The organism is Pseudomonas sp. 1152_12, assembly GCF_052850675.1.
Map to the genome: position 1 here is coordinate 200,288 of NZ_VXCW01000011.1, position 23,255 is coordinate 223,542.

Genomic DNA, 23,255 nt, shown 5'->3' on the forward strand with positions numbered 1-23,255 from the left:
AACGAGCCCGTCATGATTCTGCCCTGGCTAATCCTGATCCCCTTTATCGGCGGCCTGCTCTGCTGGATGGGTGAACGCTTCGGCGCCACCCTCCCCCGCTGGATTGCGTTGCTGACCATGTCCCTGGAACTCGCACTCGGCCTCTGGCTGTGGGCCCATGGTGACTATTCATTCGCTCCGGCACCGGGTGCCGATCCAACCTTCGCGCTTGAATTCAAGCACGTGTGGATCCAGCGCTTCGGCATCAACGTGCACCTGGCCCTCGATGGCCTGTCGCTGTTGATGATCCTGCTGACCGGCCTGCTGGGTATCCTCTCGGTACTCTGCTCCTGGAAAGAAATTCAGCGTCACGTGGGCTTCTTCCACCTGAACCTGATGTGGATTTTGGGCGGTGTCGTCGGCGTGTTCCTGGCGCTGGACCTGTTCATGTTCTTCTTCTTCTGGGAAATGATGCTGGTGCCGATGTACTTCCTCATCGCGCTCTGGGGTCACAGTTCTTCGGACGGCAAGAAAACCCGGATCTACGCGGCGACCAAGTTCTTCATCTTCACCCAGGCTTCCGGCCTGATCATGTTGGTGGCGATCCTGGGTCTGGTACTGGTCAACTTCAACAGCACGGGCGTGATCACGTTCAACTACGCCGACCTGTTGAAAACCAAGATGTCGCTGACCACCGAGTACATCCTGATGCTGGGCTTCTTCATCGCCTTCGCGGTGAAGCTGCCGGTGGTGCCGTTCCACTCCTGGCTGCCTGATGCTCACGCCCAGGCGCCGACCGCAGGTTCTGTGGACCTGGCCGGTATCCTGCTAAAAACTGCGGCCTACGGCCTGCTGCGTTTCGCCCTGCCGCTGTTCCCGAATGCCTCGGCCGAGTTTGCGCCGATCGCAATGACCCTGGGTCTGATCGGGATCTTCTACGGCGCGTTCCTGGCCTTCGCCCAAACCGACATCAAGCGTCTGATCGCCTTCTCGTCCGTTTCCCACATGGGTTTCGTACTGATCGGCATCTACTCCGGCAGCCAGCTGGCGCTGCAAGGCGCAGTGATCCAGATGTTGGCCCACGGTGTTTCGGCCGCCGCGCTGTTTATCCTCAGTGGCCAGTTGTACGAGCGCCTGCACACCCGCGACATGCGTGAAATGGGTGGCGTGTGGTCGCGTATCGCTTACCTGCCGGCGATCAGCCTGTTCTTCGCCGCCGCGTCCCTGGGCTTGCCGGGCACCGGCAACTTCATCGGCGAGTTCCTGATCCTGATGGGTTCGTTCGTGCACACGCCGTGGATCAGCGCCATTGCTACTTCCGGCCTGGTGTTCGGTTCGGTCTACTCGCTGATCATGATCCACCGCGCGTACTTCGGCCCGGCCAAGTCCGACACCGTCCTGCAAGGGATGGATGCTCGCGAACTGATCATGGTGCTCGGCCTTGCGGTACTGCTTATCTACATCGGCGTGTACCCGCAACCGTTCCTGGACACTTCTGCCGCGACGATGCATGGCGTGCAGCAGTGGTTCAGCACCGCCTTCACTCAACTCGCTTCGGCACGGTAAGAGCGCTATGGAATTCACGATCCAACACTTTATCGCGCTTGCGCCGCTGCTGATCACCAGCCTCACCATTGTGGTGGTGATGCTGGCGATCGCCTGGCGCCGCAATCACTCGCAAACGTTCCTGCTGTCCTGTGCCGGTTTGAACCTGGCCCTGCTGTCGATCATCCCGGCACTCAAGGTCGCGCCTTTGGCCGTGACCCCGCTGATGATGGTCGATGACTTCGCGCTGCTGTATATCGCGTTGATCCTCGTCGCTACCCTGGCTTGCGTCACCCTCGCCCATGCCTACCTCGGCGAAGGCGGCACTGGCTACCCAGGCAACAAGGAAGAGCTTTACCTGCTGATCCTGCTGGCTGCGGCCGGCGGTATCGTGCTGGTCAGCGCTCAGCACCTCGCCGGTTTGTTCATCGGCCTGGAACTGCTGTCGATCCCGACTTACGGCCTGGTGGCCTACGCCTTCTTCAACAAGCGCTCGCTGGAAGCCGGCATCAAGTACATGGTGCTGTCGGCCGCTGGTTCCGCGTTCCTGTTGTTCGGTATGGCCCTGCTCTACGCAGAAGCCGGCAGCCTGAGCTTCACCGGTATCGGTCACGCCTTGGCCACCACCAGCATGCCTGCGCCAATCGCCCAGTTGGGCCTGGCGATGATGCTGATTGGCCTCGCGTTCAAGCTCTCCCTGGTGCCGTTCCACCTGTGGACCCCGGACGTGTACGAAGGCGCCCCGGCGCCGGTGGCCGCGTTCCTGGCGACCGCGTCGAAAGTGGCTGTGTTTGCGGTGATGGTGCGCCTGTTCCAAATCTCGCCTGCTGCCAACACCGGCGTACTGAGCAACGTGCTGACCATTATCGCCATCGCGTCGATCCTGTTCGGTAACCTGCTGGCCCTGACCCAGAACAACCTCAAGCGCCTGCTCGGTTACTCCTCCATCGCGCACTTCGGCTACCTGCTGATCGCCCTGGTGGCGAGCAAAGGCCTCGCCGTGGAGGCGATGGGCGTGTACCTGGTCACCTACGTCATCACCAGCCTCGGCGCGTTCGGCGTGATCACGCTGATGTCCTCGCCGTTCAAAGGCCGTGATGCCGACGCCCTGTACGAATACCGCGGCCTGTTCTGGCGCCGTCCGTACCTGACCGCCGTACTCACCGTAATGATGCTGTCCCTGGCGGGTATCCCGCTGACCGCAGGCTTTATCGGTAAGTTCTACATCGTTGCTACCGGCGTTGAGGCACACGAATGGTGGTTGGTTGCGTCCTTGGTACTGGGCAGCGCCATCGGCGTGTTCTACTACCTGCGCGTGATGGTCACCCTGTACCTGATCGAGCCAAACCTGCGCCGCGTGGATGCCGAGCTGCACTGGGAGCAGAAAGCCGGTGGCGTAATGCTACTGGCCATCGCCCTGCTCGCGTTCTTCCTGGGTGTGTACCCACAACCGTTGCTCACCCTGGTGCAGCACGCGGTACTGGGTGTTTGATCGCTTAGGTTGATGCAGTAAACAGAACGGCGCCTTCGGGCGCCGTTCTGCGTTTCTGGAGGCAGGTAATTTAACCCTCGCCTACTCGCGGAAATTCCCTTCCTTGTCTGCCTCTCTATCCGGCATCTACCCGCCGAAGGCCGCCGTATGGTGGTTGCATTTTAGGAAAGTTCCCACAGCCAGGTCACCTGACCAAAGGCGCGTGGGCCACCAAAACTATACGCAGTCTACGTATATCTGGCTGTTTACCCTGTACGGCAAGCACGAACAGGACGACCTGGCACCTCACCACAAAAAAGCCCTAAAACACATGCTGGACAGGGAAATCAAAGCGAGAACACACCATGAAACGTGAAATCTTTTCCGAACTGGTCGAAGGCTTCGACGCTCTGGCTGAAGAACGCCAAGGCAAAGTCACACTGCGGACCCACAAGGTCCATCTCAACAACCTGGCCCCGATGACGGCCGAAGAAGTGGTCGCCGTGCGCCAGCAGCTCAACCTTTCCCGATCGGTGTTCGCCATGTACCTGCGCACCAATATCCGCACCCTGGAGAACTGGGAGCAAGGCCGAGCCAGGCCGAATGCCCAGGCGGCTACCTTGATTCGGCTGGTGGCGCGCTTTCCGGAAACCGTGGCACAACTCGCCGCCTTGGGTTGAGGGGCGCGCCACAGAGCTACTGCACGTCAGTCATGCCATTGGCCGCAGTAGTGCGTTAGAGGGGATATCTGGGTCGTCACAGGCAGTGGGCGGGCCGCCGATGGCCAACCGTAAGACGCTGCAGCGGTGTGGAAGCAGTTTCCACACTAAGAAAGGTTCGGGCAAACACAAAGCGGGCTTGATGGGAGCGTCAAATGCGGGGCGTTGGCCACCCCGCATCCCGGCGTACGCTTAGAAGGCGATACCGACCTTGAAACCGTACTCGTCACGCTTGAGCTTGGTGTTGTCGGCGACATACGAGTCATCGTCGAGCTTGTATTCGGTACGGGTGTAATACAGGCCCGCCATCACCGGCAAGTCACCCTTCTGATTCATCAGCAGGCTCACTTCGGCGTATGGGTTGGTGCGATCCTTGAGGTCCACGGTATCGCTGCCAACGCCGTCGACCTTGAGCTTGGCACGGCCGTCGATGGTACGACGGGCGCCGGCTTCGACGCGCAGGGTCATGTCATCGAACTGGTGGTTGTAACCCAGTGCGGCCTTGGCGAACGGCGATTTGTTGGTGAGCTTGACGTCGTAATCGTTGGTGTCCGGCTCGTAGCGGGTCCAGCTGTAGCCACCGCCCACAATCACGTCGACGAAGTTGCGTGCGTCCAGCGCGGCACGCCAGCCGAGGTCCAGGTCAGCCTGGCCTTCCTTGAGCTTGTTGTCGCTCTTTTCGCCGTACTTGGCTTCGATACCGGCCTGGTAGATAAAGCCGGACTCGGCGGTGAGCTTGTTGCCGAAGTTGTAGAACAGACCCGCTTCGGGCATGTGGTCCTTGTCGCTTTTGCTGCCGCCTTCAAGTTTGAAGTCGTTATAGCTGCCCTGCAAACCGAGGATGGAAATCGGGCCGGTGGACGGTGCGGCGAACACCACGGCAGGCGCGGCGACCAGCGCCAACAGCGAGGAACCCTTAAGCAGTTTTCCGAATAGCTTGGACATCGTTTTACATCTCCTTGTCTGGTGAGCAAATTATTCAGGAACCGGTTCGAACCTGGGCTCTCGCGAAAGGTTCGAATTAATTTGCACCACCTTGGAGGAAAAACGATTCAGCGGAGGCTCTAGCTCAAGGTTCTCTGGAATCAGCCATGATTAGCCCACTCAGTGTTTCGCGAAGCAGAGGATGCGCTGGCAGGCGAATGCCCAAGGTCTCATGCAGTAACTTCTCCAGCTCATCGGCGCTCTCAATCGCGCGTTTTTCACTGGGCCGATCCAAGTAGTGAACCGCATAGTTGGCGTTATTGAGGGTGTGCCGCTGACCCGGCGCCAACCGTGCTGCCTTCAACTGGCCGACGAAGACTGAAGCCGGGTGCGTCGACACGTACCAGTTGCCGATTTCATAGTCGATATCCGCCTGCTCTTGCAGGTCGAACACATACAAGCCACGCCACTCCTCGCCGACCTGGGCCCACAAGGTGTAGTCGGCGCCATTGAACGTCAGGCGATAAGGTTCATGAGCGGTGGCCTGGGTCGCATCTGTGTCCAACTGCAACGGGCTGCTCGGCACCATGCCGCCGAAGCCGACGTCGGTGACATAGCGCACACCATCGAGGGTGACCAGGCTCAGGCGATGGGTGCGACCGGTGCGCGCATCCGTTGGCCCGCCCATCACCACCCAGCCGGTAAGGCCGCGCGCCTCGAAACCCAATTCCTGCAACAGTGTCAGAAACATGTGGTTCAGCTCGAAGCAATACCCGCCACGCCCGTCGAGCAGTACCTTTTGCTCGATGCTCGGCAAGTCGATTGGCACCGGGGTGCGCAGCAGTGTCGACAGACTTTCAAACGCAAAGGTGCATACATGGCGCAGCTGCAGCGCCTGCAAGGTCTGCAAGGTCGGCGGTGGCGGCGAGTCATAACCCAGGCGTTGCAGGTAAAGCTGACGGTGAGTCAATCGGGACATGGCGCGATCCTTGAGCGCGTGGAGAAGACGTCACTATGCCGTGCCAGCCTGCGACTTGTCATTTTGACTGAACCTTTTTGAACACTTGCCTATCCATCTATAACAAGACAGGGAGGCAACATGAGTACCGCAAAAATCTACACCATCAACTATCAGCTGCACGGTCAACCGAAGTCCTTTGTGGTGCGCGCGGATGTGATGAACAACGCCGAAGCCTGGCATTGGGCGGCGGTAGATGCCGACATCGCCCATGTCAGCCGCATCGGGCGTGTGGGCCACGAACAGGTGAAAAAAACCACGCGCCCCTGGGCGGAAAAGTTCGGTATCACCGACGTCACTTGGGTGCCCCCCAAGTAAGCACAAGCCCCGCGATGGCGGGGCTTGGTGGTTTTCTTCACGTGGCCCTCAAGCCGCCCAACGGATCGTAGGGCGGCTTTTTCTCGGCCTCATCTTTGTCTTTCTGGTCCAACGGCGCGATGGCGGGGCCGATGGGGTCGACCTGCGGGTCGCAGACGTCAGGCGAATCCGGGTCGAAACCCAATTCATCCTTACCACTGGAATGTTCGTCTGAACGTGGGCCTTTAGGGGAATTACTCACGGCGAGCTCCTTATTTAAAGCGGGCGGGCTTTGTCGTGCAGGTTTTCCAGGTCCTGCTCGACCTGCTCCACATCGTCGTCCTGACGCTGGGCCGGGTCATTGGGACGCAACGCATCGTTGTCACGTTCCTCTTCGCCGGGCGTACGGTCGGGGTTAGGTGTACCAGGCGGTGGCTGTTTATAGTCGGGCATGATGGTCTACCTCACGAGGGCTACACCGCTTTAGAGAAACCGCCGCGATCCATCGTTCAACTTGATTGCGCAAAGCGTGCGAAGATGCCACCCCGCCTCTTCTTGAGACCTGACCCAGATGTTCGAGCTCAAACCCTGCGACCCTGCCACCTTCCGCCGACAGACCCGGCGCAGCACCCTTATCATCGCCGTACTGTTCATGGCCTTGGCAATGCTGTTGTCGAGCCTGGCGGTGATGCTGTTCGGCACGCCCGGCGGTGACAACTTTCGCTTTAATGTCGGCGGCGTGTTCGCTGGCGTGTTAATCACTGTCGTCTTGGTGCGCGGCCCGTTCTGGACCCAGCCGTGGCTGGCGCCGGCCGTGTATGGCTGGCAGCTCAAACGCAGCTTGATGAGCGTCACCAATGTGATGCACAAGGTCACCGAACGCGTGCAAACCAACGACCCGACGGCGATCAAACTGCTGCGCTTCTACCACTTGGGGCTCACGCAGATGCATGAGCTGGACGCCAACTCCAGCGCCCAGGCGCAACTGGTCGGCGAGATGGAAGCACACAAGGCCAAGATGCAGGCACTGGGCATCGACACCGAGCAAACCCGCCTCGACCCCGCCTGGCTGGACAGCGTTAAAAAGACCTGACAGCGTCAGTTGAGAACCTTGGTTCGCCAGCAGAACAGCGCGCTCACGGCGATTGCCGCGCCTGCCAGGCCAAACACCCAGGGCGCCGAGGCCACCGGCAGCAGCAGGCCGGCCAGCAAAGGCCCGAGGCCGGCGCCGACATCACGCCACACCGCGTTGGAGGCTAGGGCTGAAACACGCATCGAACCGGGGTTGCGCTCGGCCACCAAGGTGGTCACCAATGGCAGTTGCAGCGCGCGCAGCACCAGCACCGCGGCCGCGCCGACGATCACCCAGTAACTGCCGAACGCGGTCAGGGCCAGTGCACTCAAAAACGAAAACAGCAGCAGCATCGAGGTCGCGCCAAAACGCTGCGCCGCGCGGCCGCCCAGCGGGCTCAGGAGCATCTCCGAGGCATACCGCAGGGCCATCAGGCCACCGGCGATCAGCACTGCATCGCCGCCGAGAAGCTTTTGTGCCTGGATCGACAGACCAAAGATAAACAACCCATCCAGCGCCACGCCTTCGATAAACGACCAAGTCGCCACGCTGTCAGGCCACTTGAAGCGCCGTCCCGTGCTGTGCAAATCATGCCCGGCAGTGGGCAAGCCGCGCGCCACCCACAGGCCCGCCAGGCAGCAGCCGGCGAGCATCACAAAGATTGGGCGCGGCCCGGCCCATAAGGTTAACCAGCCACCCAACGGCAGCGCCAGCATCGGCCCAAGAGCGATTACGGCGCGTGAACGCCCCGCACGGCGGGCTGCGCCAGCAGGTTCGGCAGTCGCCAACACTTGGGTTGAGAGGTTCAACGCCGCAAAACACAGGCCCCAGATCAGCCGCAAGCCCAACAGCGCCGCGAACCCCGACAATAGCGAGTTGCCCAAGGCACACACCGTGGCAGCACCGGCGGCGATCATGCAGGTCAGTCGGTCGCCGTTGCGCGCGTAGAAATTCAACACATGCCGGTAACCGAAAATCCGCACCAGGCGGTTAGCTGCCAGCAATACCCCCGCCTGGGCCAGCGTGATGCCGAAGGCCTGGGATTCCATGGGCAGCAGCAAATAGAGCAGCACGTCACTGGGCAGGCATAACGCGAGGGTCAGCGCGGCGCGTCGGGAGGTGACATCAGCAGTGGGTTGGGCCAGGCTGGACATAAATCTGAAACATCCCGGAATATTCAGGTCGCCACGTTAGCCTTCTCACGCCGAGTTTTACAACGACCTAACCGGCTTTTTTCCCATAAGGCAGTAAGCGCAGCCCGCTGGCCACACTGCCCACCAGCGCACACCCGCAACCCAGCCACAGCGCGTATTGCGGGCCGCTGCCCAGGGACAGGTGGAAACAGAACGCCACCAACGAAGCCCCCAGCGTCTGACCCAATAACCGCGAAATCGCCACAATGCCGCTGGCCCCGCCGCTGCGGGCCAACGGTGCACTGGTCATGATCGCCTTGAGGTTGGGCGATTGAAAAAAGCCAAAGCCGGCGCCGCACAGGGCCATGCGCCAGCCAATATCAAAGGCTGACGCACCAGCGCCCAAGGTCGCCAACGCGGCCATACCCACGCTGAGCATCAGCAAACCAATACCGCACAGCACCCCCAGCGACACCCGATCCGCCAGGCGCCCCGCCACCAGGGCCATGACGGCGACCACAGCCGGCCACGGCGTCATCAGAAAACCGGTTTCCACTTGGCTGTGGCCGAGCACCGCCTGCAACAGAAACGGCAGCGACACAAAGGCCAGGCCCTGGGCGCTGAACGCGCAGATCGCGGTGAGTGACGACAGCGCAAACACCGGGCGTTTGAACAAATCCAGGGCCAGCATCGGCGCCGGATGTTCAGCCTGACGGCGCAGCAGCAACGCCCCACAGACCAGCGCCACAGCGATCAGGCCCAGGGTCAATGCGCCCTGGGCACCGTGTACCGCTGTGCCCAGGCCGAGCACCAGCAAGGCAAACAACCCGGCACAGAGCAACGCGGCGAGACGGTCGAAGGCGTGGCCGGTCATGGGCAACGTCGGTAATGAACGCAAGCCCAGCCCCAGCGCCAGCAGCCCCAACGGCACGTTGATCAAGTACAACCAATGCCAGGTCGCCACCGACAGAATCGCCGACGCAGCGGTCGGCCCGAGGGTGAACGCCAGCCCCACCACCAACGAGTTATAACCCAGGCCACGCCCAAGCATTTTTGAAGGGTAGATATGCCGCAGCAACGCGGTGTTGACGCTCATCACCGCCGCCGCGCCCAGGCCTTGCGCCACGCGCGCGGCGGTCAACGTCAGCAGCGACCCGGCCAGCCCGCAAAACAGCGACGACACAATAAATACCAGCAACCCGCCGAGGTACACCCGACGGTGCCCCAGCACATCACTCAACGACGCGAACGGCAGCACCGTGGCGATAATCGCCAGTTGGTAGGCGTTGACCACCCAGATCACCGAGGCCGAGTCGGTGCCGATGCCTTCGGCCAGGGTCGGCAGCGCCGTATTGACGATAGCCGTGTCCAAAGTCGCCATGCCGATCCCCAAAGAAAGCGCGATCACTGCCGGCAGGCGTTTATTGGCGGGCAACCCATCGGCAACAGAAGACATGAACAATCCGGCACTGGTAACAAGGGCCCCTAGAGTACGGGCAGCCGGGGATTTTTTCAGTTGCCAATTGCCCGGCTGTCAAAATTTTCATGTGGGCCTGTGGATCTACCGTGGTGGTGGGTCTTCCTTTGGCAGATCGGGTTGTGGCGAGCGGGCTCGCCACAACCCGACAATCAACTCAGCGCTCAACCACCCAACCCGGTACTCCCCGGCCAGAGGGTCGCAAACACGACAGAACGTCATACCGGTGTATCAAGGTGATGCAGCGATGCCGTGCGATACAGAGTCCGTAAATGATTGCCAAATCCCAGCAAAACTATTCGGCATCCCGAACGACACAATTAGAAATATTCGTCTTTCCGAACGAAATCCCTTACATGCCGCTAACCACCCTGAAAATCACCATAAATTTCATGCGGTTGTTGTCATCTTTGTTACACGCCAGCTGGCATACATTCTGCTTTATCCCTGTTTCTGGTAATAAAATGTTTCAGTTTTGAAACAGTCTCATCCACTGAAACAAGATCCGTGACACCCCAATAAAAACGACAGCGCCACAAAGGAGCGCGACCTTTCCGACTTTTTGATCGACATCAACTTTCCAAGACTGCTGCTGCACATCTGCACCCCAAAAAGGGCGAATGGCCTGATCACCAATAACAAGCCCGACTATAAAAAGGACGAATTGATGAGCTCGAGCAAGCACCACGCAGTGTCCTATCTGGACGCAGACCACCTGACCCCGGCACCCGCCGACAGTGCCCTAGGTTTTGGCCCCTTCCTCTTACTGGCACGCCAGCACGTGTTGCTGCGCAACGGCGAGCCCGTGACCCTGGGCAGCCGCGCGCTGTACCTGTTGATCGCCCTGGCCACCCGTGCCGGCGAGCTGTTGGAGAAAGCCGAACTGATCGCCTACGCCTGGCCCAAGGTGGTGGTCGAGGAATGCAACCTGCGTGCGCAGATCGTCGCCCTGCGCCGAGCCTTAGGTGACGGTGGCAACTTCAGCTACATCGTCACCGTGCCGGGCCGTGGTTATCGCTTTGTGGCGCCGGTGACCGTGCAAGCGATCGGCGAAGACAGCCTGCCGCAGCCGCCTGCGCGTATCCAGGAACCCTGCGTCGCGCTGCCGTGCGTTGAGGTGATTGGTCGTGAGGACTTGATCGCGAACCTTGTCGACCAGGTCTTGAGCCAGCGATTCGTGACCATCACCGGCCCTGGCGGCATCGGCAAAACTACTGTGGCCTTGGGCGTGGCCCAGCAGGTGGCGAATGAACTCAAGCTCGACACCTGCTTCGTCGACCTGGCGCCCGCCACCAGCGGGCAATGGGTAACGGGTATGCTCGCCAGCGCCTTGGGCATCCAGACTGCAAGCGACGAGCCGCTGCACAGCATCGCCGCCGCCCTGGCTCAGCGTCGCCTGTTGCTGGTGCTGGATAACTGCGAGCACGTGTTGCCGGCCACTGCCAATGCCGTGGAAACCCTGCTGCGCAGCGCGCCCTTCTGCTACGTGCTGACCACCAGCCGCGAACCGCTGCGCGCCGAGGGCGAGCGCGTGCACGACTTGGCGCCGCTGCAAGTGCCCGACGAGCACATCAACCTCAGTGCCGTAAAAGCCCTGGAGTGGTCCGGCGTGCGCCTGTTTGTGGAGCGCGTGCGTGCCCTTGATCCCGCCTTTGTGTTCAACGACGCCGATGTGGCGGCGGTCTGCGCCATCTGCCGCAAGCTCGACAGCAATGCGCTGGCGATCGAGATCGCGGCCGCGCGGGTGCGTACCTTTGGTGTCCAGGACCTGGTTGGCCTGCTCGACGGCAGCTTCCGCCTGCAAATGACCGGACGGCGCACCGCCCTCGCCCGCCACCGCTCCCTGAGCGCGACCCTGGATTGGACCTATTCGATGCTCAGCGGGGACGAGCAAGCGATGCTGCGCCAACTCGCGGTGTTCGCCGGTTCCTTCACCCTCGATGCGGTCAAGGCGATGACCGCCAGCAGCAGCCTGGACTCACGCAACGCGCTGCCGTTGCTCGAAAGCCTGATGGACAAATCGCTGCTGATCGCCGCTGAATCGCAGTTGCTCAAGCGCTACCGCCTGCTGGAAACCACCCGCGCCTACGCCCTGGAAAAGCTCGCCGAGCATGGCGAAACCAACGCCATCGCCCAACGCCACGCTCGCTATGCCCTTGGCGTATTGCAGGAAGCCGGCGAGACCCTCGATAGCCTGTCGCCAGAAACCTGGATCGCGCTCTACGGCCCCGAAATCAACACCGTGCGCTCGGCCCTCGATTGGGCCTATTCGATGACCGGTAACCTGTCTTTGGGCATTGAACTGACCTTGGGCGGTGTGCCGTTGTGGCTGCGCCTGTCACTGGTCAGCGAGTGCCGCACCTGGGTCGACAAAGGCTTGGCCTGCGACGCGATCGCTCCACTGTCACTACGCCAACGCATGTTGCTGCACACCGCGTTGGCCAGCTCGCTGATGCTCACTTATGGCACCGGCAGCCCGTTGCGCGAAGCGTGGCGCCAAGTGCGTGAGGACGCTCGCGACCTGGGCGACGCCGAGCACAAACTTCGCGCGCTGTGGGGGCTGTGGGGTGACCGCTGCGCGTGCAACCAATACGCCGAGGCACTGGAGTTGGCCGAGCGCTATATCGCGCTGAACAACAGCGGCAACCAACAATTGCTGGGCAAACGCATGCGCGCCGTGGCGTTGTTCCATATGGGTGACCTGGCCGGCGCACGCCAGAGCATCGACGAGGCACTGGGCTCGCCGTCGGCACCCCGCTCGCACATCATCGATGCGTTGTTTGACCAACGCATCGCTGCACGCAGCCTCAAGGCCAAAGTGCAGATGCTGGAAGGTGATGTCGACCCAGCGCTGCGGCTGATCAGCACTTGCGTCGACGAAGCCGTCGCGCTCGATCACCCCGCGACGCTCTGGTACACCTTGTGCCTGGGCGCTATTCCGCTGGCACTGATGGCGTCCAACCTGCCGAAAATGCGCTATTACCTGGGCCTGCTGCAGGACAGCACCACGCGCCAGGACTTGCATATCTGGCGGCAATTTCGCCTGTGCTTTGAGAGCATCCTGCTGATCCGCCAGGGCTCGCCGGAAGAAGGCGTGCCGCAACTGGGCGAAGCTCTGCACGCTCTACAAGGCCAGGGTGACAGCCAGCTCTACAGCTTGTTGCGCTGTGAATACGCGTTGGGACTGGCGCGTATGGGCGTGAAGCAACTTGCTCTTGAAGTGCTGGAAGACACGCTGCAATTGGCGATTGGCCGCCAAGAGCGTTGGTTTGTGCCGCAGATGTTGCGGATCAAGGCGCAACTGACGTTGCATCAGGGTAATAATGGTTCGGTGGACAAGGCCAAGGTGCTGCTGCGTCAGGCCTGGGTGGATGCGCAGTTGGCGGGAGCGCACTTCTGGCGAGCACAAATTGCTACCGATTTGACGCGGTTGCAGGAGCCCAAGCTAAGCATCGCCACCTTGCCGCGCTTAGAGCACCGCTAGCGATTGAAATTTGAAATGATTGACTGTGGTGAGCCCGCTTGCCCCGCTCACCACAGTGCCCAACCACATTTGGGCACTGCGGTGAATCAGATAAGGCGTGCGGCGACAAGCCAGTCCGCTACCGCCTGGAAGGACGCATCCGGCACCGGGTCGCCGGGCACCACTTTGCGCGCAATCTGCGCAGCCAGCGCCCTATCCGGCGCATGCGCAATCCCCAAGTCATACGCCTCCTGCAACATCACCAACGCCTCCTCCGGCGAGGCCCGGCACACGATCACCGGCACCGGTGTCTCGCCGCGCACATAGCGCACGCCAATGACCCAGCCATCGGTGGTGCCGATCATCATCGACGCCCTGCCCAACCCCAGCTTGGTCGCCAGTGCCTGCATTTCAGTGCGCTGGCGCCGCCGCTCGCTCTTGATCAATGGGTCGCCGTCAATGTCCTTGCGTTCGCGCTTGGTTTCGCTGCGGGTCATTTTCATGTCGCGACCGAACAGCCAGCGCTGCATGATCACGTCCACCGCGCCGACTAGGATGAACGCGCACAATACCGTGAACACCAACGGCTTGAGCACCAGGAAAAACGTCGATTCCATGCATTGCGCGCCACAACGTGACGACTCCATCAGCGCCTGCAGCGCATGCTTGCCGATCACATAGAACGCGACCGCCAGCACGTGCACCTTGATCAGGCCCTTGATGAACTCCACCAAGTTGCGCAGAGCAAAGATTTTCTTCATGCCCTCCGCCGGGTTGATACGTTTGAACTCGGGCTTGATCGGGTCCACCGAAAACACAAAGCCACGCATAGTGATGATATTGGTCAGAATCACCACGCCGGTGGTCACTGCCATCACCGGCAAGGTGATACTGATGACCAACCGCTCGGCATGGTCGAGCACCCGTGGCCACACCGTGGCAAAGGGCTCAATGTAGATCTGTGCGGTGAGGTCGATCAGCGCCGTGACCTGGGCCTTGGCGCGCGGCGCGAGGATCGAGATGCACAGCGTGCAAAACAGGATGACCATGCCTGACACCAGGTCCTGGCTTTTGGCGACCTGGCCTTTGTGGCGCGCATCCTTGAGCTTTTTGTCCGTGGCCGGCTGGGATTTCTCTTCGCTGGTATCGGCCATACGCTACTCCATGCCAGCCAGGGTTTTAAGCAGTTCGACGGTACCGCGAAACTCTGCCAGTTGGTCGAGCATTAACGGAATCAGGAAGCCGATGTAGATCACCATCAGGATGCTGAAAAACAGGTTTTTCACCGGCAGCGACAAGTCGAAAATGTGCAGGTTCGGTGCCATGCGTGACAGGTAGGCAAGCATCAGGTCGGTGATCAGCAGCGAGATCAGCAACGGCGAAACCATCAGCACGCCGACGCGCATGATCTGATCGAGGATCGATAACACCGCGAGCAAGGCAGAGCTGGCAAACACCGGGGTGAACGAGGTTACCGGCCATAACTGGTAGCTGTGGTAATAGCCGTCGACCATCAGGATAAAACCGCCAGACATGAAGAACAGCGTGATCAGCATCACCGTCAGCAACGTCGCCATCACACTGGACTCGCCGGACGACAACGGGTCGACCAACTGCGCCATGGTCGAACCGCGCTGCAGGTCGATCAACTCCCCCGCGACCTCGGCGGCCCAGAACGGAATGCCGAACAGCAACCCGATCAGGATGCCGATTAAAAACTCCTTGATCAGCAACCCGGCGATAAACACGCTGCCGTGTTCGGGCATGGCCGTCAGCGCATCAAACACCGGAAAAAACATCGGAATCGAAATAGCCACAGCCACGCAGCCGCGAATCATGCCGGTCAGGCCCAGGCGGTTGAACGCCGGGGTGATCACCACCACGCCCATCGCGCGGCAGGCGGCAAGCGAAGCGGAGCTGATCACCGGGTAGGCGACCTCAAGGAACTGCGCGGTAAGGCTGGCATCCATGGGCGGTCAGCGCGTCCATAGCGCAAAGTTATCCAGCACTTGACTGCCCAGCTCCGCGACTTGGCCTGCGAGTACCGGGCCGAGAAAGACGATGGTCAACAGCACCGCCACCAGCTTCACCACCTGGGGCAACGTCTGGTCCTGGATCTGCGTCAACGCCTGGAACAGCCCCACGCTCAAGCCCACGATAATCGCTACGCCCAGCGCCGGCGCGGAAAGCATCAGCACTGTCATCAGTGCCTGTTTCATCAATGACAGGAAAACATCCTGGCCCATGGGGCGTGCCTCAGCCGTAACTCAAAATCAAACCGTGCATCAAGCGCGACCAGCCACTCAGCGACACGAATAAAAAAATCTTCAGCGGGATCGAAATCAAGTTCGGCGAGACCATCGACATGCCCATCGCCATCAGCACGTTGGACACCAGCAAGTCCACCACCAAGAACGGGATGTACAGCAAAAAGCCGATCTCGAAAGCGCGGGTCAGTTCCGAGCTGACAAACGCCGGGATCAGCACCACCAGGTCATCGTCGCGCAGGTCGGCGCGCGCTTCTGGCGACCAGATGGTTTCAGTGGCCTGCACAAAAAAACCACGCTCGGACTCATTCGCAAACCGCTTCAAATGCGCCTGTAGCGGCGGGCGCAGCGCATCACCCAAGTCCTTGAGTTGCTCGACATGCTCGATGTTAAGGTCGCGCCCTTCTACCTGACGGTACATGTCGCCAATCAGCGGCGTGGTCACGTACACCGACAGGATCAGCGCGATGCCATACAGCACCAGGTTCGGCGGCGTTTGCTGCACCCCAAGGGCGTTGCGGATCAGAAACAGCACCACCGATATCTTCATGAAACCGGTGAGTGTGACCACCGCCAACGGGATCAGCCCGATCGTAGCAACGACCAAGATGATCTCGATCAGGTTCGGCTGATAACCTGTCATGGGGTGGCAAAACTCAGCAGGCGCACGCCTAGGCCATCACCGATTTTCACCAGTTGGCCCTGGCCGACGCGGCGCCCGTTGACCATCAGGTCGACGCTGTCCACGCCCGGTGTGTTGAACTGCAACAAGCTGCCCGCGCCCAGCTCGCGCAGTTGCGCCAGGGTCAATTCCAGGCTGCCAACCTGGCACACCAGTTTGAGCGGCAAGTCATCCAGCGCCGCGGCCGCATCAACGTCAGTCATTGTGTTCTCCATGTGCAAAAGGGGTGCTCGTAGTTCTTCCTGCAACCGCAATACTTCACCCTGGTATTGGCAGCGGGCCTGCAAGCGCCCATCCAGGTCGAGCAACAAGCCCGAGCCCTGTTCGAGCATCAGCACATCGCCGGGCTGTAAGCTGCGCAACTCCCCAAGGGTCAGCCATTGCCGCCCCGCCACCACCGCCAAGGTCTGGCGCAGGGCGGACAGTGGGTCGGGATCGATCTGGCCGTATTGCGCGAGCAACTGCGCGACCAACACAGCGGCCCCCTCGCTAAGGTCCAGCTGCGCGCTCATGGCAGGCTGATTGCCGAAGGTCAGTTCAAGCCCCAGGCTCACGGCAAAAGCGCGCGGTTCGTCCGTCGCCTCGAGTAACTGCACCGGGTGGCCGAGCAACGGCTCCAGGGTTTCAATCAGGTCGAGTACCGCCAGCTCCAACAGTAACGAGCGCGGTAGTGACGGCAATGCCTGCACGTCGAATGGCAACGCCAACGGCACGACTACCTGTTCCAGTGCCGCCGTCGATAAGCGCAGACGCAGGGGTGCGCGGCCCAGCACCAGCAGCACATCGCACGGTGAGCTGAGGGTTTGCGGCGCGGCAGCCCAACCCACGCGCAGATCTTGCCCGGCACAACGACCCTGCCAGGCGCGACGGCGCCGGTGCAATTGGTTATGCAACGCCAGCAGCGCCGGGTCGTAGCCCGTCAGCCACGGCGCCAGGGGGGTGGCAAGGGCTGCGATCATGTGCCGGTGCCTTCGTCGCGCAGCTCACCAACGCGGCGCTCATCACTCTCACGCCCATCCAGCAAGCTTTGCCAAGCTTCGCACTGGCGCTGACGGTTCAGGCGCTCCTGGCGGAACAGATCACGCTCGCGCTCCTGGCTCTGCAGGGTAGTGGAGACGTGGGTCACATCGTTTTCCAGCAGTTGCTGGTCATCCGAAAGCCCGCGCAAACGGTCCTGCGCGGCCTGCCAACTGGACACCGACAAGCCTTCGCTGAGTGACGCGTAAACCTGGCGCGCCTCTTCGGCAAGCGCCTCACGGTGCAGGCGCAGTTGTTCCTTGGCGTCGGTCAATACGCCTTGGGTTTGCGCGCAGCGTTGCTGCTGGGCGGCCAATTGGCTGGCGGCGCGTTGTTCACGCAACACCCGCAGGGTTTGCAGGCTGCGTAGTTGGTCGGTTTTCATTGTGCAGTCTCCATGTTCATGCCAATACCTGCCGCATACGGATCAGGGTCTGTTCCAGACTGCTCGGCTCGCCAGCGTTCTGGCGCAGAAACGCCTCAATGGCCGCATGACGGTTGATGGCTTCGTCGGCCAGCGGGTCGCTGCCGGCGGAGTACTCGCCTACGCGAATCAGCATTTCGATTTCGCCGTAGCGCGCCATCAGCTCACGAATGCGCATGGCCAGGCGTTTGTGTTCTTCACCGGCGACTTGCTCCATCAAACGGCTGCGGCTGCGCAGTACGTCCACTGCGGGGAAATAGTTGCGTTGGGCCAGTTCGGCGCTGAGGGCTATATGCCCGTCGAGGATCGAACGGGCTTCCTCAGCCACCGGATCGCTCGCAGCGTCACCCTCGGTGAGTACGGTGTACAACGCGGTGATGCTGCCGGTGGGGCCGGGACCGGCGCGCTCCAGCAGGCGCGGCAACGCCGAGAAAAACGAGGGCGGGTAACCGCGCCGAGTTGGCGGTTCGCCCACGGCCAAGCCGATTTCGCGCTGGGCACGGGCGAAGCGCGTCAGGCTGTCCATTAACAGCAGGACGTTGCGGCCTTGGTCACGGTGATACTCGGCCAAGGTGGTGGCGACAAAGGCCGCGCGCACGCGCTCGGCCGCCGGGCGATCCGAGGTGGCAACCACCGCCACGGTACGCGCGCGAGCCTGCGTGTCGAGCTGCACGTCGAGCAATTCGCGCACTTCCCTGCCTCGTTCACCGATCAGGCCGATCACGATTACGTCGGCCGCGCTGTTGCGGATGATGCTGGCGAGCAATGACGACTTGCCCACACCGGGCTCACCAAAAATGCCCATGCGTTGGCCCTGGGCCAGGGTCAGCAAGCCGTCGATGGAGCGAATGCCCAACGCCATCGAACGCACGATCAGTTGCCGCGAAAAAGGCGCGGGGGGGGCGGCGTGCAGCGGGTAACGCTGCAAGGCCAGGCTTGGCGCAAGACCGTCGCCGTCGAGAAAATCGCCCATAGGGCTGATCACCCGCCCAAGTTGCGCATCGCCCACCGCAACACCAAGGGTTTCGCCGGTGGCGGTGATGTGCGTGCGGGTCGACAAGCCTTCCATGGAGCCGATGGGTGACAGGATCGCTTCGTCGCCATCAAACCCGATCACTTCAGCACTCAAGTTGCGGCCGCTGCCGGGGTCGCACAGTTGGCACAGTTCACCAATGCTCGCCCCCGCCACACTGGCGCGCAGCAGCACACCACGAATGCTCAACACGGTGCCGTGCATCGGCCGTATACGGGCGTGGGCCAAGCGCTCAGTCAGGCGTGGCAACATCTGCTCCAGGTTCATGCCACGCCCTCTTCGGCAAAGGGCAACAAGCTGCGGCGCAGGTGTTGCAGTTGCGTTTCCAGGCCCAGCTCCACAGAACCGGCCGGACTGTTGAGGCGCGCTTGGCCGGCGCTCAACTGCTCATCGGCGTCCACAGCAATGGCCAGACCTTCGAGCTTGAGGCGTTGGCGCAAGGCTTCGACCTCATCGGGCGGCACCCACAGTGTCAGAGCCTGGTCTTGGCGAAACGCACTCATGGCTTGACGCGTACAGCGCACCACGCGGTCGGCGTTGTCTAGCTCACCCAGCACCTCGCGCACGATGCCCAGGGCCAAGTCAGCCAGGGAGGCTTCCAGGCTGCTCAAGTAGTGCAGCACCTGGGATTGAGTCTGCGCGAGCAACTGCGCCACGTGTTCGGCACCTTCTTGCCGCGCACGCTCGAAACCTTCGGCGCGGGCGGCGTGCAGCCACTGGCTGCTGTCGGCCTTGATCAGCTCGGCCTGGTCCTTGGCGGCTTGCAGGAAGGCAAAACCATCGGTCCACAGCGCGACGTCTTCAGCACGCAAAATGCGCGCGGCGGGACGGCTCGGTAATTCACTCATGGGGGTTATCCTCGGCCATCAAGCTGGCGGCAGCAGCTTGGACAATCTCCAGGTCGCGCAGCAGCCGTGCGCTGTGGCCCTGGGGGAAGGCGAAACGTAAGCGCACCCAACCGCGTAAATCGGCATGCTGGGCCTGCAGCCAGGCCGCGACACAGCCCTGGCCATCGCGGTCGATGGCGTCGATCAGCTCCGAAGGGTCGCGCAGCAAATCCGCAGCACCGCCGAGTTGCCGCAAGGCCAACGCTTGGCTGAAGACCTGCGCGCCCAGGCCTTCGCGCAGTTCGTTAACGACCTCGCGACGGATCTCCCGGCTCAGGGTCGAGGCATGCCAGATGGCGCCGCACAACCTCGGCAAACGGGCAAACTGCACCGCAGATAGCAACAACACCGGCAGGTCAGCCGCCAGGGGTGTCACCAGGTGCTTCAGCGGCGCGAGCTGATAATGACGGACCAGCAACTGCTCCAGACGCTGGCGAAACCGCGGCTGGCGTTGCATCGCCTGCAGCACTTCATCCGGCAACTCATCGGCGAAACACGCCCCCAAACTAGGCCCGCGCACGAACTGCAGCGGCTCGGCGATCAGCCCCTGCCAGCGCTCGAACACGCTCATTCACCCTCCTTGAGCACATACAACGCCTGGGACTGGCGCCGCACCCAGTGCTGGCGAGCCAATACGCCGAGAGCACCGAGGGCAACCAGCAGCAAAGCGCCAAACATAAAACGTGCCTGCGACAGGCTATCCTCCAGCAGCCACAGGCCCATAAACCGCGCCATCCGAGGTTGCGCGGGGTTCTGGCTAATGGCGACTGCGGCCTTGATCGCGGTCACCGAAACGCCGTCGTAGCTCAGGCCGGAAATGCCGTTGGCAACCAAGGTCTTGATCTGCGGGATCAGCGTATTGATGTCGGTGCCCGGGTCGTAGCGCACCAGGACCGAGGCTGAGGACGGAGAAATCACGCGCTTGAGCAAGTCGTTATCGGGCAACACCACATGCACGCGAGCACCAACAATGCCGTCGATCTGCGACACCGAGTGCGACAGCTCTTCGCTCAGCGCATAGATCATCTGCGCCCGCTCCTGCACCGGCGACGACACCAGACCGTTGCCCTTGAACACTTCGCCCATGTTGGAAAAGCTCTGTTGCGGCAGGCCGGCGTTATCGAGCAAGGTCATGGCTTCGGCGAAGCGCTCCTCGTCGACTACCACCTTGAGTTGGCCGTTGTCCTGGGTCTTGCGCTCCGCCGGGATGCCACCGCGCAACAGCACGGCGACCATGGCGTTGGCGTCGCGCTCGCTGAGGTTGGTATAGAGGTCGGTGTTGCACGCCTGCAAGAGGCTCGCGAGCAGGCCGATCAGCAACAGGCGCAGGGCGCGGTTTGGGCTTGGCATGGCGTTATTGCCCCTTGAGCAACGTGTTGGCGGACCCGGAAATCTGCGTCGCACCGCGCACCACCATCTGGGTTTCGATGGAGTAATCGAACATCTTGCCCAGGGAATGCACGATCTGATCGACCTGCTGCTCGCCGACTCTCTTGCCTGGTTCGCCGTGAGGTGAAGCACTCGCCGTGCGGATGTCCGCCGAGGCCGGTGGCGGCGCCGACGGGTTGTTGGTGAGCACATCGGCGCGCTCGGAAAACGCCCGTGTACGGTCGATGAAACTGTTCATGCGCTCCATCAGGCCCGAGCCGATCTGGTGCGGGCTGGCGCCTTCGGGCATGCCCTTGGCGGTATTGGCCATGTGTTCGAACAGATTCTGCGAGGCCCCCATGGGCCCCGCGCCAGCAGACGGCGGCAAAGCCGTGGCGCTGGCGGCGAGACTGATAGTCATAGGGGCTCCCTACTCTTCGTCGTCATCGGACATGGCGTCGTTCAGCAGTTCCTGCATCTTCGGCATGATGATGAACTGGCCGCCAATGGTGACGGCCTGGGTGATCAACGCATCGTTGAATTCGGCGTCGCTGACGTCCGAGGGTTTATCCGCCGCCTTGGCGTTATCCACCGCCGCGTTGAACTTGGCTTCAGGGCTGGCGCCACCGGGGGCGAGGTTGCTGTCTACGGCCGTTACGGACATGGTGCTACTCCTTTACTGGATTGGGGTTTGGGTACTGACTTGCGCGCCACGGAACACCCGCACACCCCGCTCGCGCGCCACCGGGGCGGCCACAGCGTTGGGTTGCAAGTGGTCGACATGCTGTTGCACCAACGCCAGATACGGCGGTGGGCCGGAGACAAACACCTCATCGCCCTCAGGGCCGTTGCGCATGGACAGCTGCTGGCCGAACACGTCGAGGTTGTTCAGATAAGCCTGCAACTGCTCCAGGTTGAGCGCACTGGCCTTGAACAGCTTGGTGCTGATTTCGTCGCTGGCGTTGAGGTACAGGAGGTTGCCATCGAAGTACCAGGTCAGGCCGTTGGTGCTGCACAGTGTCTGCAGGAACTCACCGGCGGTGGCCGCGCGAATCGTGCTGCGAGCCTTGCCGCGAACTTTTTCCGAGAGCACCACGGGCACGTCGAGGTTGTGCCCGAATTCTTCCAACGCGCTGCGTACATCCTGGTCGACCAGTACGTAGGCATAGGGTTGGGGGAACCATGCAGGCTCTTCGGCGGCGTTGGCAAAACCGCTGTTGAACAGGCATAGGACGGCCATCAAAAATATGCTTACATGACGTCCGCCTTCGCCCGACGAGTTGTGACGATGACCCACAAATTTCTGCTCGCCAGTACCCTGCTGTTGGCGGCCTGCTCCAGCAAACCCGCGACCGATACCGACAAATCCCTGCAACTGGCCAACGACCTGAGCAAACGCGGCGACTACAGCAGCGCGGCTGCGTTGTACGAGCGTGCCACCCAGCAACCGGGAGCGGGTATTGAGGTGTGGCTCAAGCTCGGCCAGGCCAGGCTTGACACCAAGGACGCGCCGGGCGCCGAGCACGCCTTCCAACAGGCCCTGGGCCTGGACGCCCACAACGCCGACGCCCTGCTCGGCCTTGGCACTGCACAGTTGCAACGGGGCAAAACCCAACGCGCCGTCACCGCCTTGGGCCAAGCTGCCGACCTTAGCCACTCGCCGGTTGCCTATACCCGCTCGGGTATCGCCCAGGTGCTGAATGGCCAGGCCGTTGCGGCGCAAACCGCCTTCGCCAAGAGCCTGAGCCTGCAACCGGACGACCTCGACAGCCGTTGCAACCTTGCCCTGGCTTATGCCCTGGGTGGGCAGTCGCAGCAGGCGCTGGATACCATTGCACCGATCACTCAGTCGCCCCGCGCATTGCCACGGCATCAGCGCAATGCGTTGTTGGTGATGGTGTTGGCAGGGCATGAGCAGACGGTTGCTGCGTTGCCGCTGGATGATATTCCGGCAGCTGAGCGAGCAAGGTTGGTGGTGGAGGCGAAGCGGATTAGGGCGATCGGTGATCCGCTGGCGCAGGCGAAGGAGTTGGGGTTGGTGGACCCGCGTTAAGCCTGTGGTGACCGCTGAGGGTGTGGCGAGCATCATTGTTGACCTCCGGTGGCGCCGGCCTTGGCTTCCTGCTGATCCTTGCGCCGCTGCAACTGCTCGCGGTCGAAGCCTTCTATGTAGACCTGCGCGGCGCGGCCAACGGGAGCGGCCATGGCTGGGCCGGTGGTGCGACCTTGGGTCAGGTCTTGCTTGCTTTCGACCATCTGCATCAAATTCAAGTTGTTTGCGCAGCCCAGCGGCAGCGTCGGTTTGAAATCTTCATCCAGTCCGATTGCATCCTTGGCCGGCGGTTGCTGGCATTGGCTCGGCACACCGTCAGCGCGGTATTCAGGCGCGTAATACACCGGCGCCAAGTGGGTCTGGCAACCCATCAGCGCCAGGGGCAACAGCATCAACACACGCAAAGCAGTCATGGCAGGCCCCTTT

The 23,255-nt window shown here is 61.7% G+C and carries 27 protein-coding genes and 1 pseudogene; 8 read left to right on the forward strand and 20 right to left on the reverse strand.

Going from position 1 to position 23,255, the window contains the following annotated elements; all coding sequences use genetic code 11:
- Positions 1 to 12 precede the first annotated feature (12 nt).
- From nuoM to FW764_RS21185, 4 genes and pseudogenes are all read left to right on the forward strand, one after another.
- The gene (nuoM, locus tag FW764_RS21170) at positions 13 to 1,545 is read left to right on the forward strand and encodes an NADH-quinone oxidoreductase subunit M (protein ID WP_064452906.1); all 1,533 of its coding nucleotides are present in this window, start codon (positions 13 to 15) and stop codon (positions 1,543 to 1,545) included.
- Positions 1,546 to 1,552: 7 nt separating this feature from the next.
- Positions 1,553 to 3,016, forward strand: a complete 1,464-nt coding sequence (gene nuoN, locus FW764_RS21175) for an NADH-quinone oxidoreductase subunit NuoN (protein WP_083357962.1) — start codon at positions 1,553 to 1,555, stop codon at positions 3,014 to 3,016.
- A gap of 229 nt (positions 3,017 to 3,245) precedes the next feature.
- Positions 3,246 to 3,371, forward strand: a pseudogene (locus FW764_RS21180) (toxin); the annotation flags it as partial.
- Positions 3,361 to 3,675 (forward strand): helix-turn-helix domain-containing protein, encoded by a 315-nt coding sequence (locus tag FW764_RS21185; RefSeq protein WP_446435547.1) that lies wholly within the window; start codon positions 3,361 to 3,363, stop codon positions 3,673 to 3,675. The pseudogene FW764_RS21180 and the gene FW764_RS21185, both read left to right, overlap by 11 nt.
- 231 nt (positions 3,676 to 3,906) lie before the next feature.
- Here FW764_RS21185 and FW764_RS21190 read toward each other — a convergent pair whose 3' ends face one another.
- Both FW764_RS21190 and FW764_RS21195 read right to left on the reverse strand, forming a co-directional pair.
- A complete protein-coding gene (locus tag FW764_RS21190; protein WP_446435548.1) occupies positions 3,907 to 4,659 on the reverse strand; it encodes an outer membrane beta-barrel protein in 753 nt (250 codons plus the stop codon).
- A 124-nt stretch (positions 4,660 to 4,783) separates the two neighbouring features.
- Complete coding sequence (locus FW764_RS21195; protein ID WP_446435549.1) at positions 4,784 to 5,617, reverse strand: arylamine N-acetyltransferase family protein; 834 nt, start codon at positions 5,615 to 5,617, stop codon at positions 4,784 to 4,786.
- Positions 5,618 to 5,737: 120 nt separating this feature from the next.
- Here FW764_RS21195 and FW764_RS21200 point away from each other — a divergent pair, with 120 nt between their 5' ends.
- On the forward strand, positions 5,738 to 5,974 hold the full coding sequence (locus FW764_RS21200; RefSeq protein ID WP_446435550.1) for a DUF6555 family protein: 237 nt from the start codon (positions 5,738 to 5,740) through the stop codon (positions 5,972 to 5,974).
- 37 nt (positions 5,975 to 6,011) lie between these two features.
- Here the strand turns inward: FW764_RS21200 and FW764_RS21205 are convergent, their stop codons facing one another.
- Both FW764_RS21205 and FW764_RS21210 read right to left on the reverse strand, forming a co-directional pair.
- Complete coding sequence (locus FW764_RS21205) at positions 6,012 to 6,215, reverse strand: DUF6021 family protein (RefSeq protein WP_446435551.1); 204 nt, start codon at positions 6,213 to 6,215, stop codon at positions 6,012 to 6,014.
- Between the two features lie 14 nt (positions 6,216 to 6,229).
- Complete coding sequence (locus tag FW764_RS21210; RefSeq protein ID WP_446435552.1) at positions 6,230 to 6,406, reverse strand: hypothetical protein; 177 nt, start codon at positions 6,404 to 6,406, stop codon at positions 6,230 to 6,232.
- A 118-nt stretch (positions 6,407 to 6,524) separates the two neighbouring features.
- Here FW764_RS21210 and FW764_RS21215 point away from each other — a divergent pair, with 118 nt between their 5' ends.
- Positions 6,525 to 7,046: a DUF3087 domain-containing protein gene (locus tag FW764_RS21215; protein WP_446435553.1), complete on the forward strand. Its 522-nt coding sequence runs from the start codon at positions 6,525 to 6,527 to the stop codon at positions 7,044 to 7,046.
- Between the two features lie 5 nt (positions 7,047 to 7,051).
- Here FW764_RS21215 and FW764_RS21220 read toward each other — a convergent pair whose 3' ends face one another.
- Together FW764_RS21220 and FW764_RS21225 are read right to left on the reverse strand one after the other, a co-directional pair.
- The gene (locus FW764_RS21220; RefSeq protein ID WP_446435554.1) at positions 7,052 to 8,179 is read right to left on the reverse strand and encodes an MFS transporter; all 1,128 of its coding nucleotides are present in this window, start codon (positions 8,177 to 8,179) and stop codon (positions 7,052 to 7,054) included.
- Between the two features lie 67 nt (positions 8,180 to 8,246).
- On the reverse strand, positions 8,247 to 9,614 hold the full coding sequence (locus FW764_RS21225; RefSeq protein ID WP_446435555.1) for an MFS transporter: 1,368 nt from the start codon (positions 9,612 to 9,614) through the stop codon (positions 8,247 to 8,249).
- A 688-nt stretch (positions 9,615 to 10,302) separates the two neighbouring features.
- Here FW764_RS21225 and FW764_RS21230 point away from each other — a divergent pair.
- Positions 10,303 to 13,119, forward strand: coding sequence for an ATP-binding protein (locus tag FW764_RS21230; protein WP_446435556.1), 2,817 nt, complete (start codon positions 10,303 to 10,305; stop codon positions 13,117 to 13,119).
- 86 nt (positions 13,120 to 13,205) lie between these two features.
- Here FW764_RS21230 and FW764_RS21235 read toward each other — a convergent pair whose 3' ends face one another.
- From FW764_RS21235 to FW764_RS21295, 13 genes are read right to left on the reverse strand one after another with little or no spacing between them, the layout of a single operon-like run.
- Entirely contained in the window at positions 13,206 to 14,252 is a 1,047-nt protein-coding gene (locus FW764_RS21235; RefSeq protein ID WP_446435557.1) for an EscU/YscU/HrcU family type III secretion system export apparatus switch protein, read from the reverse strand.
- A 3-nt stretch (positions 14,253 to 14,255) separates the two neighbouring features.
- On the reverse strand, positions 14,256 to 15,068 hold the full coding sequence (sctT, locus tag FW764_RS21240; RefSeq protein WP_446435558.1) for a type III secretion system export apparatus subunit SctT: 813 nt from the start codon (positions 15,066 to 15,068) through the stop codon (positions 14,256 to 14,258).
- A gap of 6 nt (positions 15,069 to 15,074) precedes the next feature.
- A complete protein-coding gene (locus tag FW764_RS21245; protein ID WP_446435559.1) occupies positions 15,075 to 15,344 on the reverse strand; it encodes an EscS/YscS/HrcS family type III secretion system export apparatus protein in 270 nt (89 codons plus the stop codon).
- Positions 15,345 to 15,354: 10 nt separating this feature from the next.
- Positions 15,355 to 16,008, reverse strand: a complete 654-nt coding sequence (gene sctR, locus FW764_RS21250) for a type III secretion system export apparatus subunit SctR (protein WP_017137580.1) — start codon at positions 16,006 to 16,008, stop codon at positions 15,355 to 15,357.
- Positions 16,005 to 17,006, reverse strand: coding sequence for a FliM/FliN family flagellar motor switch protein (locus FW764_RS21255; RefSeq protein ID WP_446435560.1), 1,002 nt, complete (start codon positions 17,004 to 17,006; stop codon positions 16,005 to 16,007). Before FW764_RS21255 ends, sctR begins: the two co-directional genes overlap by 4 nt.
- Positions 17,003 to 17,449, reverse strand: a complete 447-nt coding sequence (locus FW764_RS21260) for a hypothetical protein (protein WP_446435561.1) — start codon at positions 17,447 to 17,449, stop codon at positions 17,003 to 17,005. The genes FW764_RS21255 and FW764_RS21260 overlap by 4 nt, the downstream gene beginning before the upstream one ends.
- A gap of 16 nt (positions 17,450 to 17,465) precedes the next feature.
- Positions 17,466 to 18,788: a FliI/YscN family ATPase gene (locus FW764_RS21265; protein WP_446435562.1), complete on the reverse strand. Its 1,323-nt coding sequence runs from the start codon at positions 18,786 to 18,788 to the stop codon at positions 17,466 to 17,468.
- Complete coding sequence (locus FW764_RS21270; protein ID WP_446435563.1) at positions 18,785 to 19,369, reverse strand: FliH/SctL family protein; 585 nt, start codon at positions 19,367 to 19,369, stop codon at positions 18,785 to 18,787. Before FW764_RS21270 ends, FW764_RS21265 begins: the two co-directional genes overlap by 4 nt.
- Entirely contained in the window at positions 19,362 to 19,979 is a 618-nt protein-coding gene (locus tag FW764_RS21275; RefSeq protein ID WP_446435564.1) for a type III secretion protein, read from the reverse strand. Before FW764_RS21275 ends, FW764_RS21270 begins: the two co-directional genes overlap by 8 nt.
- Positions 19,976 to 20,758, reverse strand: a complete 783-nt coding sequence (sctJ, locus tag FW764_RS21280; RefSeq protein WP_446435565.1) for a type III secretion system inner membrane ring lipoprotein SctJ — start codon at positions 20,756 to 20,758, stop codon at positions 19,976 to 19,978. The genes FW764_RS21275 and sctJ overlap by 4 nt, the downstream gene beginning before the upstream one ends.
- Positions 20,759 to 20,762: 4 nt before the next feature.
- The gene (locus tag FW764_RS21285) at positions 20,763 to 21,197 is read right to left on the reverse strand and encodes a hypothetical protein (RefSeq protein ID WP_446435566.1); all 435 of its coding nucleotides are present in this window, start codon (positions 21,195 to 21,197) and stop codon (positions 20,763 to 20,765) included.
- 9 nt (positions 21,198 to 21,206) lie between these two features.
- Positions 21,207 to 21,440, reverse strand: a complete 234-nt coding sequence (locus FW764_RS21290) for a hypothetical protein (protein WP_446435567.1) — start codon at positions 21,438 to 21,440, stop codon at positions 21,207 to 21,209.
- 12 nt (positions 21,441 to 21,452) lie between these two features.
- Complete coding sequence (locus FW764_RS21295) at positions 21,453 to 22,016, reverse strand: type III secretion protein (RefSeq protein WP_446435568.1); 564 nt, start codon at positions 22,014 to 22,016, stop codon at positions 21,453 to 21,455.
- Positions 22,017 to 22,064: 48 nt separating this feature from the next.
- Here FW764_RS21295 and FW764_RS21300 point away from each other — a divergent pair, with 48 nt between their 5' ends.
- Entirely contained in the window at positions 22,065 to 22,829 is a 765-nt protein-coding gene (locus FW764_RS21300; protein WP_446435569.1) for a tetratricopeptide repeat protein, read from the forward strand.
- 32 nt (positions 22,830 to 22,861) lie between these two features.
- Here the strand turns inward: FW764_RS21300 and FW764_RS21305 are convergent, their stop codons facing one another.
- Positions 22,862 to 23,242, reverse strand: coding sequence for a hypothetical protein (locus tag FW764_RS21305; RefSeq protein ID WP_446435570.1), 381 nt, complete (start codon positions 23,240 to 23,242; stop codon positions 22,862 to 22,864).
- Between the last annotated feature and the right edge of the window lie 13 nt (positions 23,243 to 23,255).

What these genes read in the sequence shown, in the direction of transcription:
- nuoM (WP_064452906.1), top strand. Translation starts at nt 13, where the DNA reads ATGATTCTGCCCTGGCTAATCCTGATCCCCTTTATCGGCGGCCTGCTC.
- nuoN (WP_083357962.1), top strand. Translation starts at nt 1,553, where the DNA reads ATGGAATTCACGATCCAACACTTTATCGCGCTTGCGCCGCTGCTGATC.
- FW764_RS21185 (WP_446435547.1), top strand. Translation starts at nt 3,361, where the DNA reads ATGAAACGTGAAATCTTTTCCGAACTGGTCGAAGGCTTCGACGCTCTG.
- FW764_RS21190 (WP_446435548.1), bottom strand. Translation starts at nt 4,659, where the DNA reads ATGTCCAAGCTATTCGGAAAACTGCTTAAGGGTTCCTCGCTGTTGGCG.
- FW764_RS21195 (WP_446435549.1), bottom strand. Translation starts at nt 5,617, where the DNA reads ATGTCCCGATTGACTCACCGTCAGCTTTACCTGCAACGCCTGGGTTAT.
- FW764_RS21200 (WP_446435550.1), top strand. Translation starts at nt 5,738, where the DNA reads ATGAGTACCGCAAAAATCTACACCATCAACTATCAGCTGCACGGTCAA.
- FW764_RS21210 (WP_446435552.1), bottom strand. Translation starts at nt 6,406, where the DNA reads ATGCCCGACTATAAACAGCCACCGCCTGGTACACCTAACCCCGACCGT.
- FW764_RS21215 (WP_446435553.1), top strand. Translation starts at nt 6,525, where the DNA reads ATGTTCGAGCTCAAACCCTGCGACCCTGCCACCTTCCGCCGACAGACC.
- FW764_RS21220 (WP_446435554.1), bottom strand. Translation starts at nt 8,179, where the DNA reads ATGTCCAGCCTGGCCCAACCCACTGCTGATGTCACCTCCCGACGCGCC.
- FW764_RS21225 (WP_446435555.1), bottom strand. Translation starts at nt 9,614, where the DNA reads ATGTCTTCTGTTGCCGATGGGTTGCCCGCCAATAAACGCCTGCCGGCA.
- FW764_RS21230 (WP_446435556.1), top strand. Translation starts at nt 10,303, where the DNA reads ATGAGCTCGAGCAAGCACCACGCAGTGTCCTATCTGGACGCAGACCAC.
- FW764_RS21235 (WP_446435557.1), bottom strand. Translation starts at nt 14,252, where the DNA reads ATGGCCGATACCAGCGAAGAGAAATCCCAGCCGGCCACGGACAAAAAG.
- sctT (WP_446435558.1), bottom strand. Translation starts at nt 15,068, where the DNA reads ATGGATGCCAGCCTTACCGCGCAGTTCCTTGAGGTCGCCTACCCGGTG.
- FW764_RS21245 (WP_446435559.1), bottom strand. Translation starts at nt 15,344, where the DNA reads ATGGGCCAGGATGTTTTCCTGTCATTGATGAAACAGGCACTGATGACA.
- sctR (WP_017137580.1), bottom strand. Translation starts at nt 16,008, where the DNA reads ATGACAGGTTATCAGCCGAACCTGATCGAGATCATCTTGGTCGTTGCT.
- FW764_RS21255 (WP_446435560.1), bottom strand. Translation starts at nt 17,006, where the DNA reads ATGATCGCAGCCCTTGCCACCCCCCTGGCGCCGTGGCTGACGGGCTAC.
- FW764_RS21260 (WP_446435561.1), bottom strand. Translation starts at nt 17,449, where the DNA reads ATGAAAACCGACCAACTACGCAGCCTGCAAACCCTGCGGGTGTTGCGT.
- FW764_RS21265 (WP_446435562.1), bottom strand. Translation starts at nt 18,788, where the DNA reads ATGAACCTGGAGCAGATGTTGCCACGCCTGACTGAGCGCTTGGCCCAC.
- FW764_RS21270 (WP_446435563.1), bottom strand. Translation starts at nt 19,369, where the DNA reads ATGAGTGAATTACCGAGCCGTCCCGCCGCGCGCATTTTGCGTGCTGAA.
- FW764_RS21275 (WP_446435564.1), bottom strand. Translation starts at nt 19,979, where the DNA reads ATGAGCGTGTTCGAGCGCTGGCAGGGGCTGATCGCCGAGCCGCTGCAG.
- sctJ (WP_446435565.1), bottom strand. Translation starts at nt 20,758, where the DNA reads ATGCCAAGCCCAAACCGCGCCCTGCGCCTGTTGCTGATCGGCCTGCTC.
- FW764_RS21285 (WP_446435566.1), bottom strand. Translation starts at nt 21,197, where the DNA reads ATGACTATCAGTCTCGCCGCCAGCGCCACGGCTTTGCCGCCGTCTGCT.
- FW764_RS21290 (WP_446435567.1), bottom strand. Translation starts at nt 21,440, where the DNA reads ATGTCCGTAACGGCCGTAGACAGCAACCTCGCCCCCGGTGGCGCCAGC.
- FW764_RS21295 (WP_446435568.1), bottom strand. Translation starts at nt 22,016, where the DNA reads ATGGCCGTCCTATGCCTGTTCAACAGCGGTTTTGCCAACGCCGCCGAA.
- FW764_RS21300 (WP_446435569.1), top strand. Translation starts at nt 22,065, where the DNA reads ATGACCCACAAATTTCTGCTCGCCAGTACCCTGCTGTTGGCGGCCTGC.
- FW764_RS21305 (WP_446435570.1), bottom strand. Translation starts at nt 23,242, where the DNA reads ATGACTGCTTTGCGTGTGTTGATGCTGTTGCCCCTGGCGCTGATGGGT.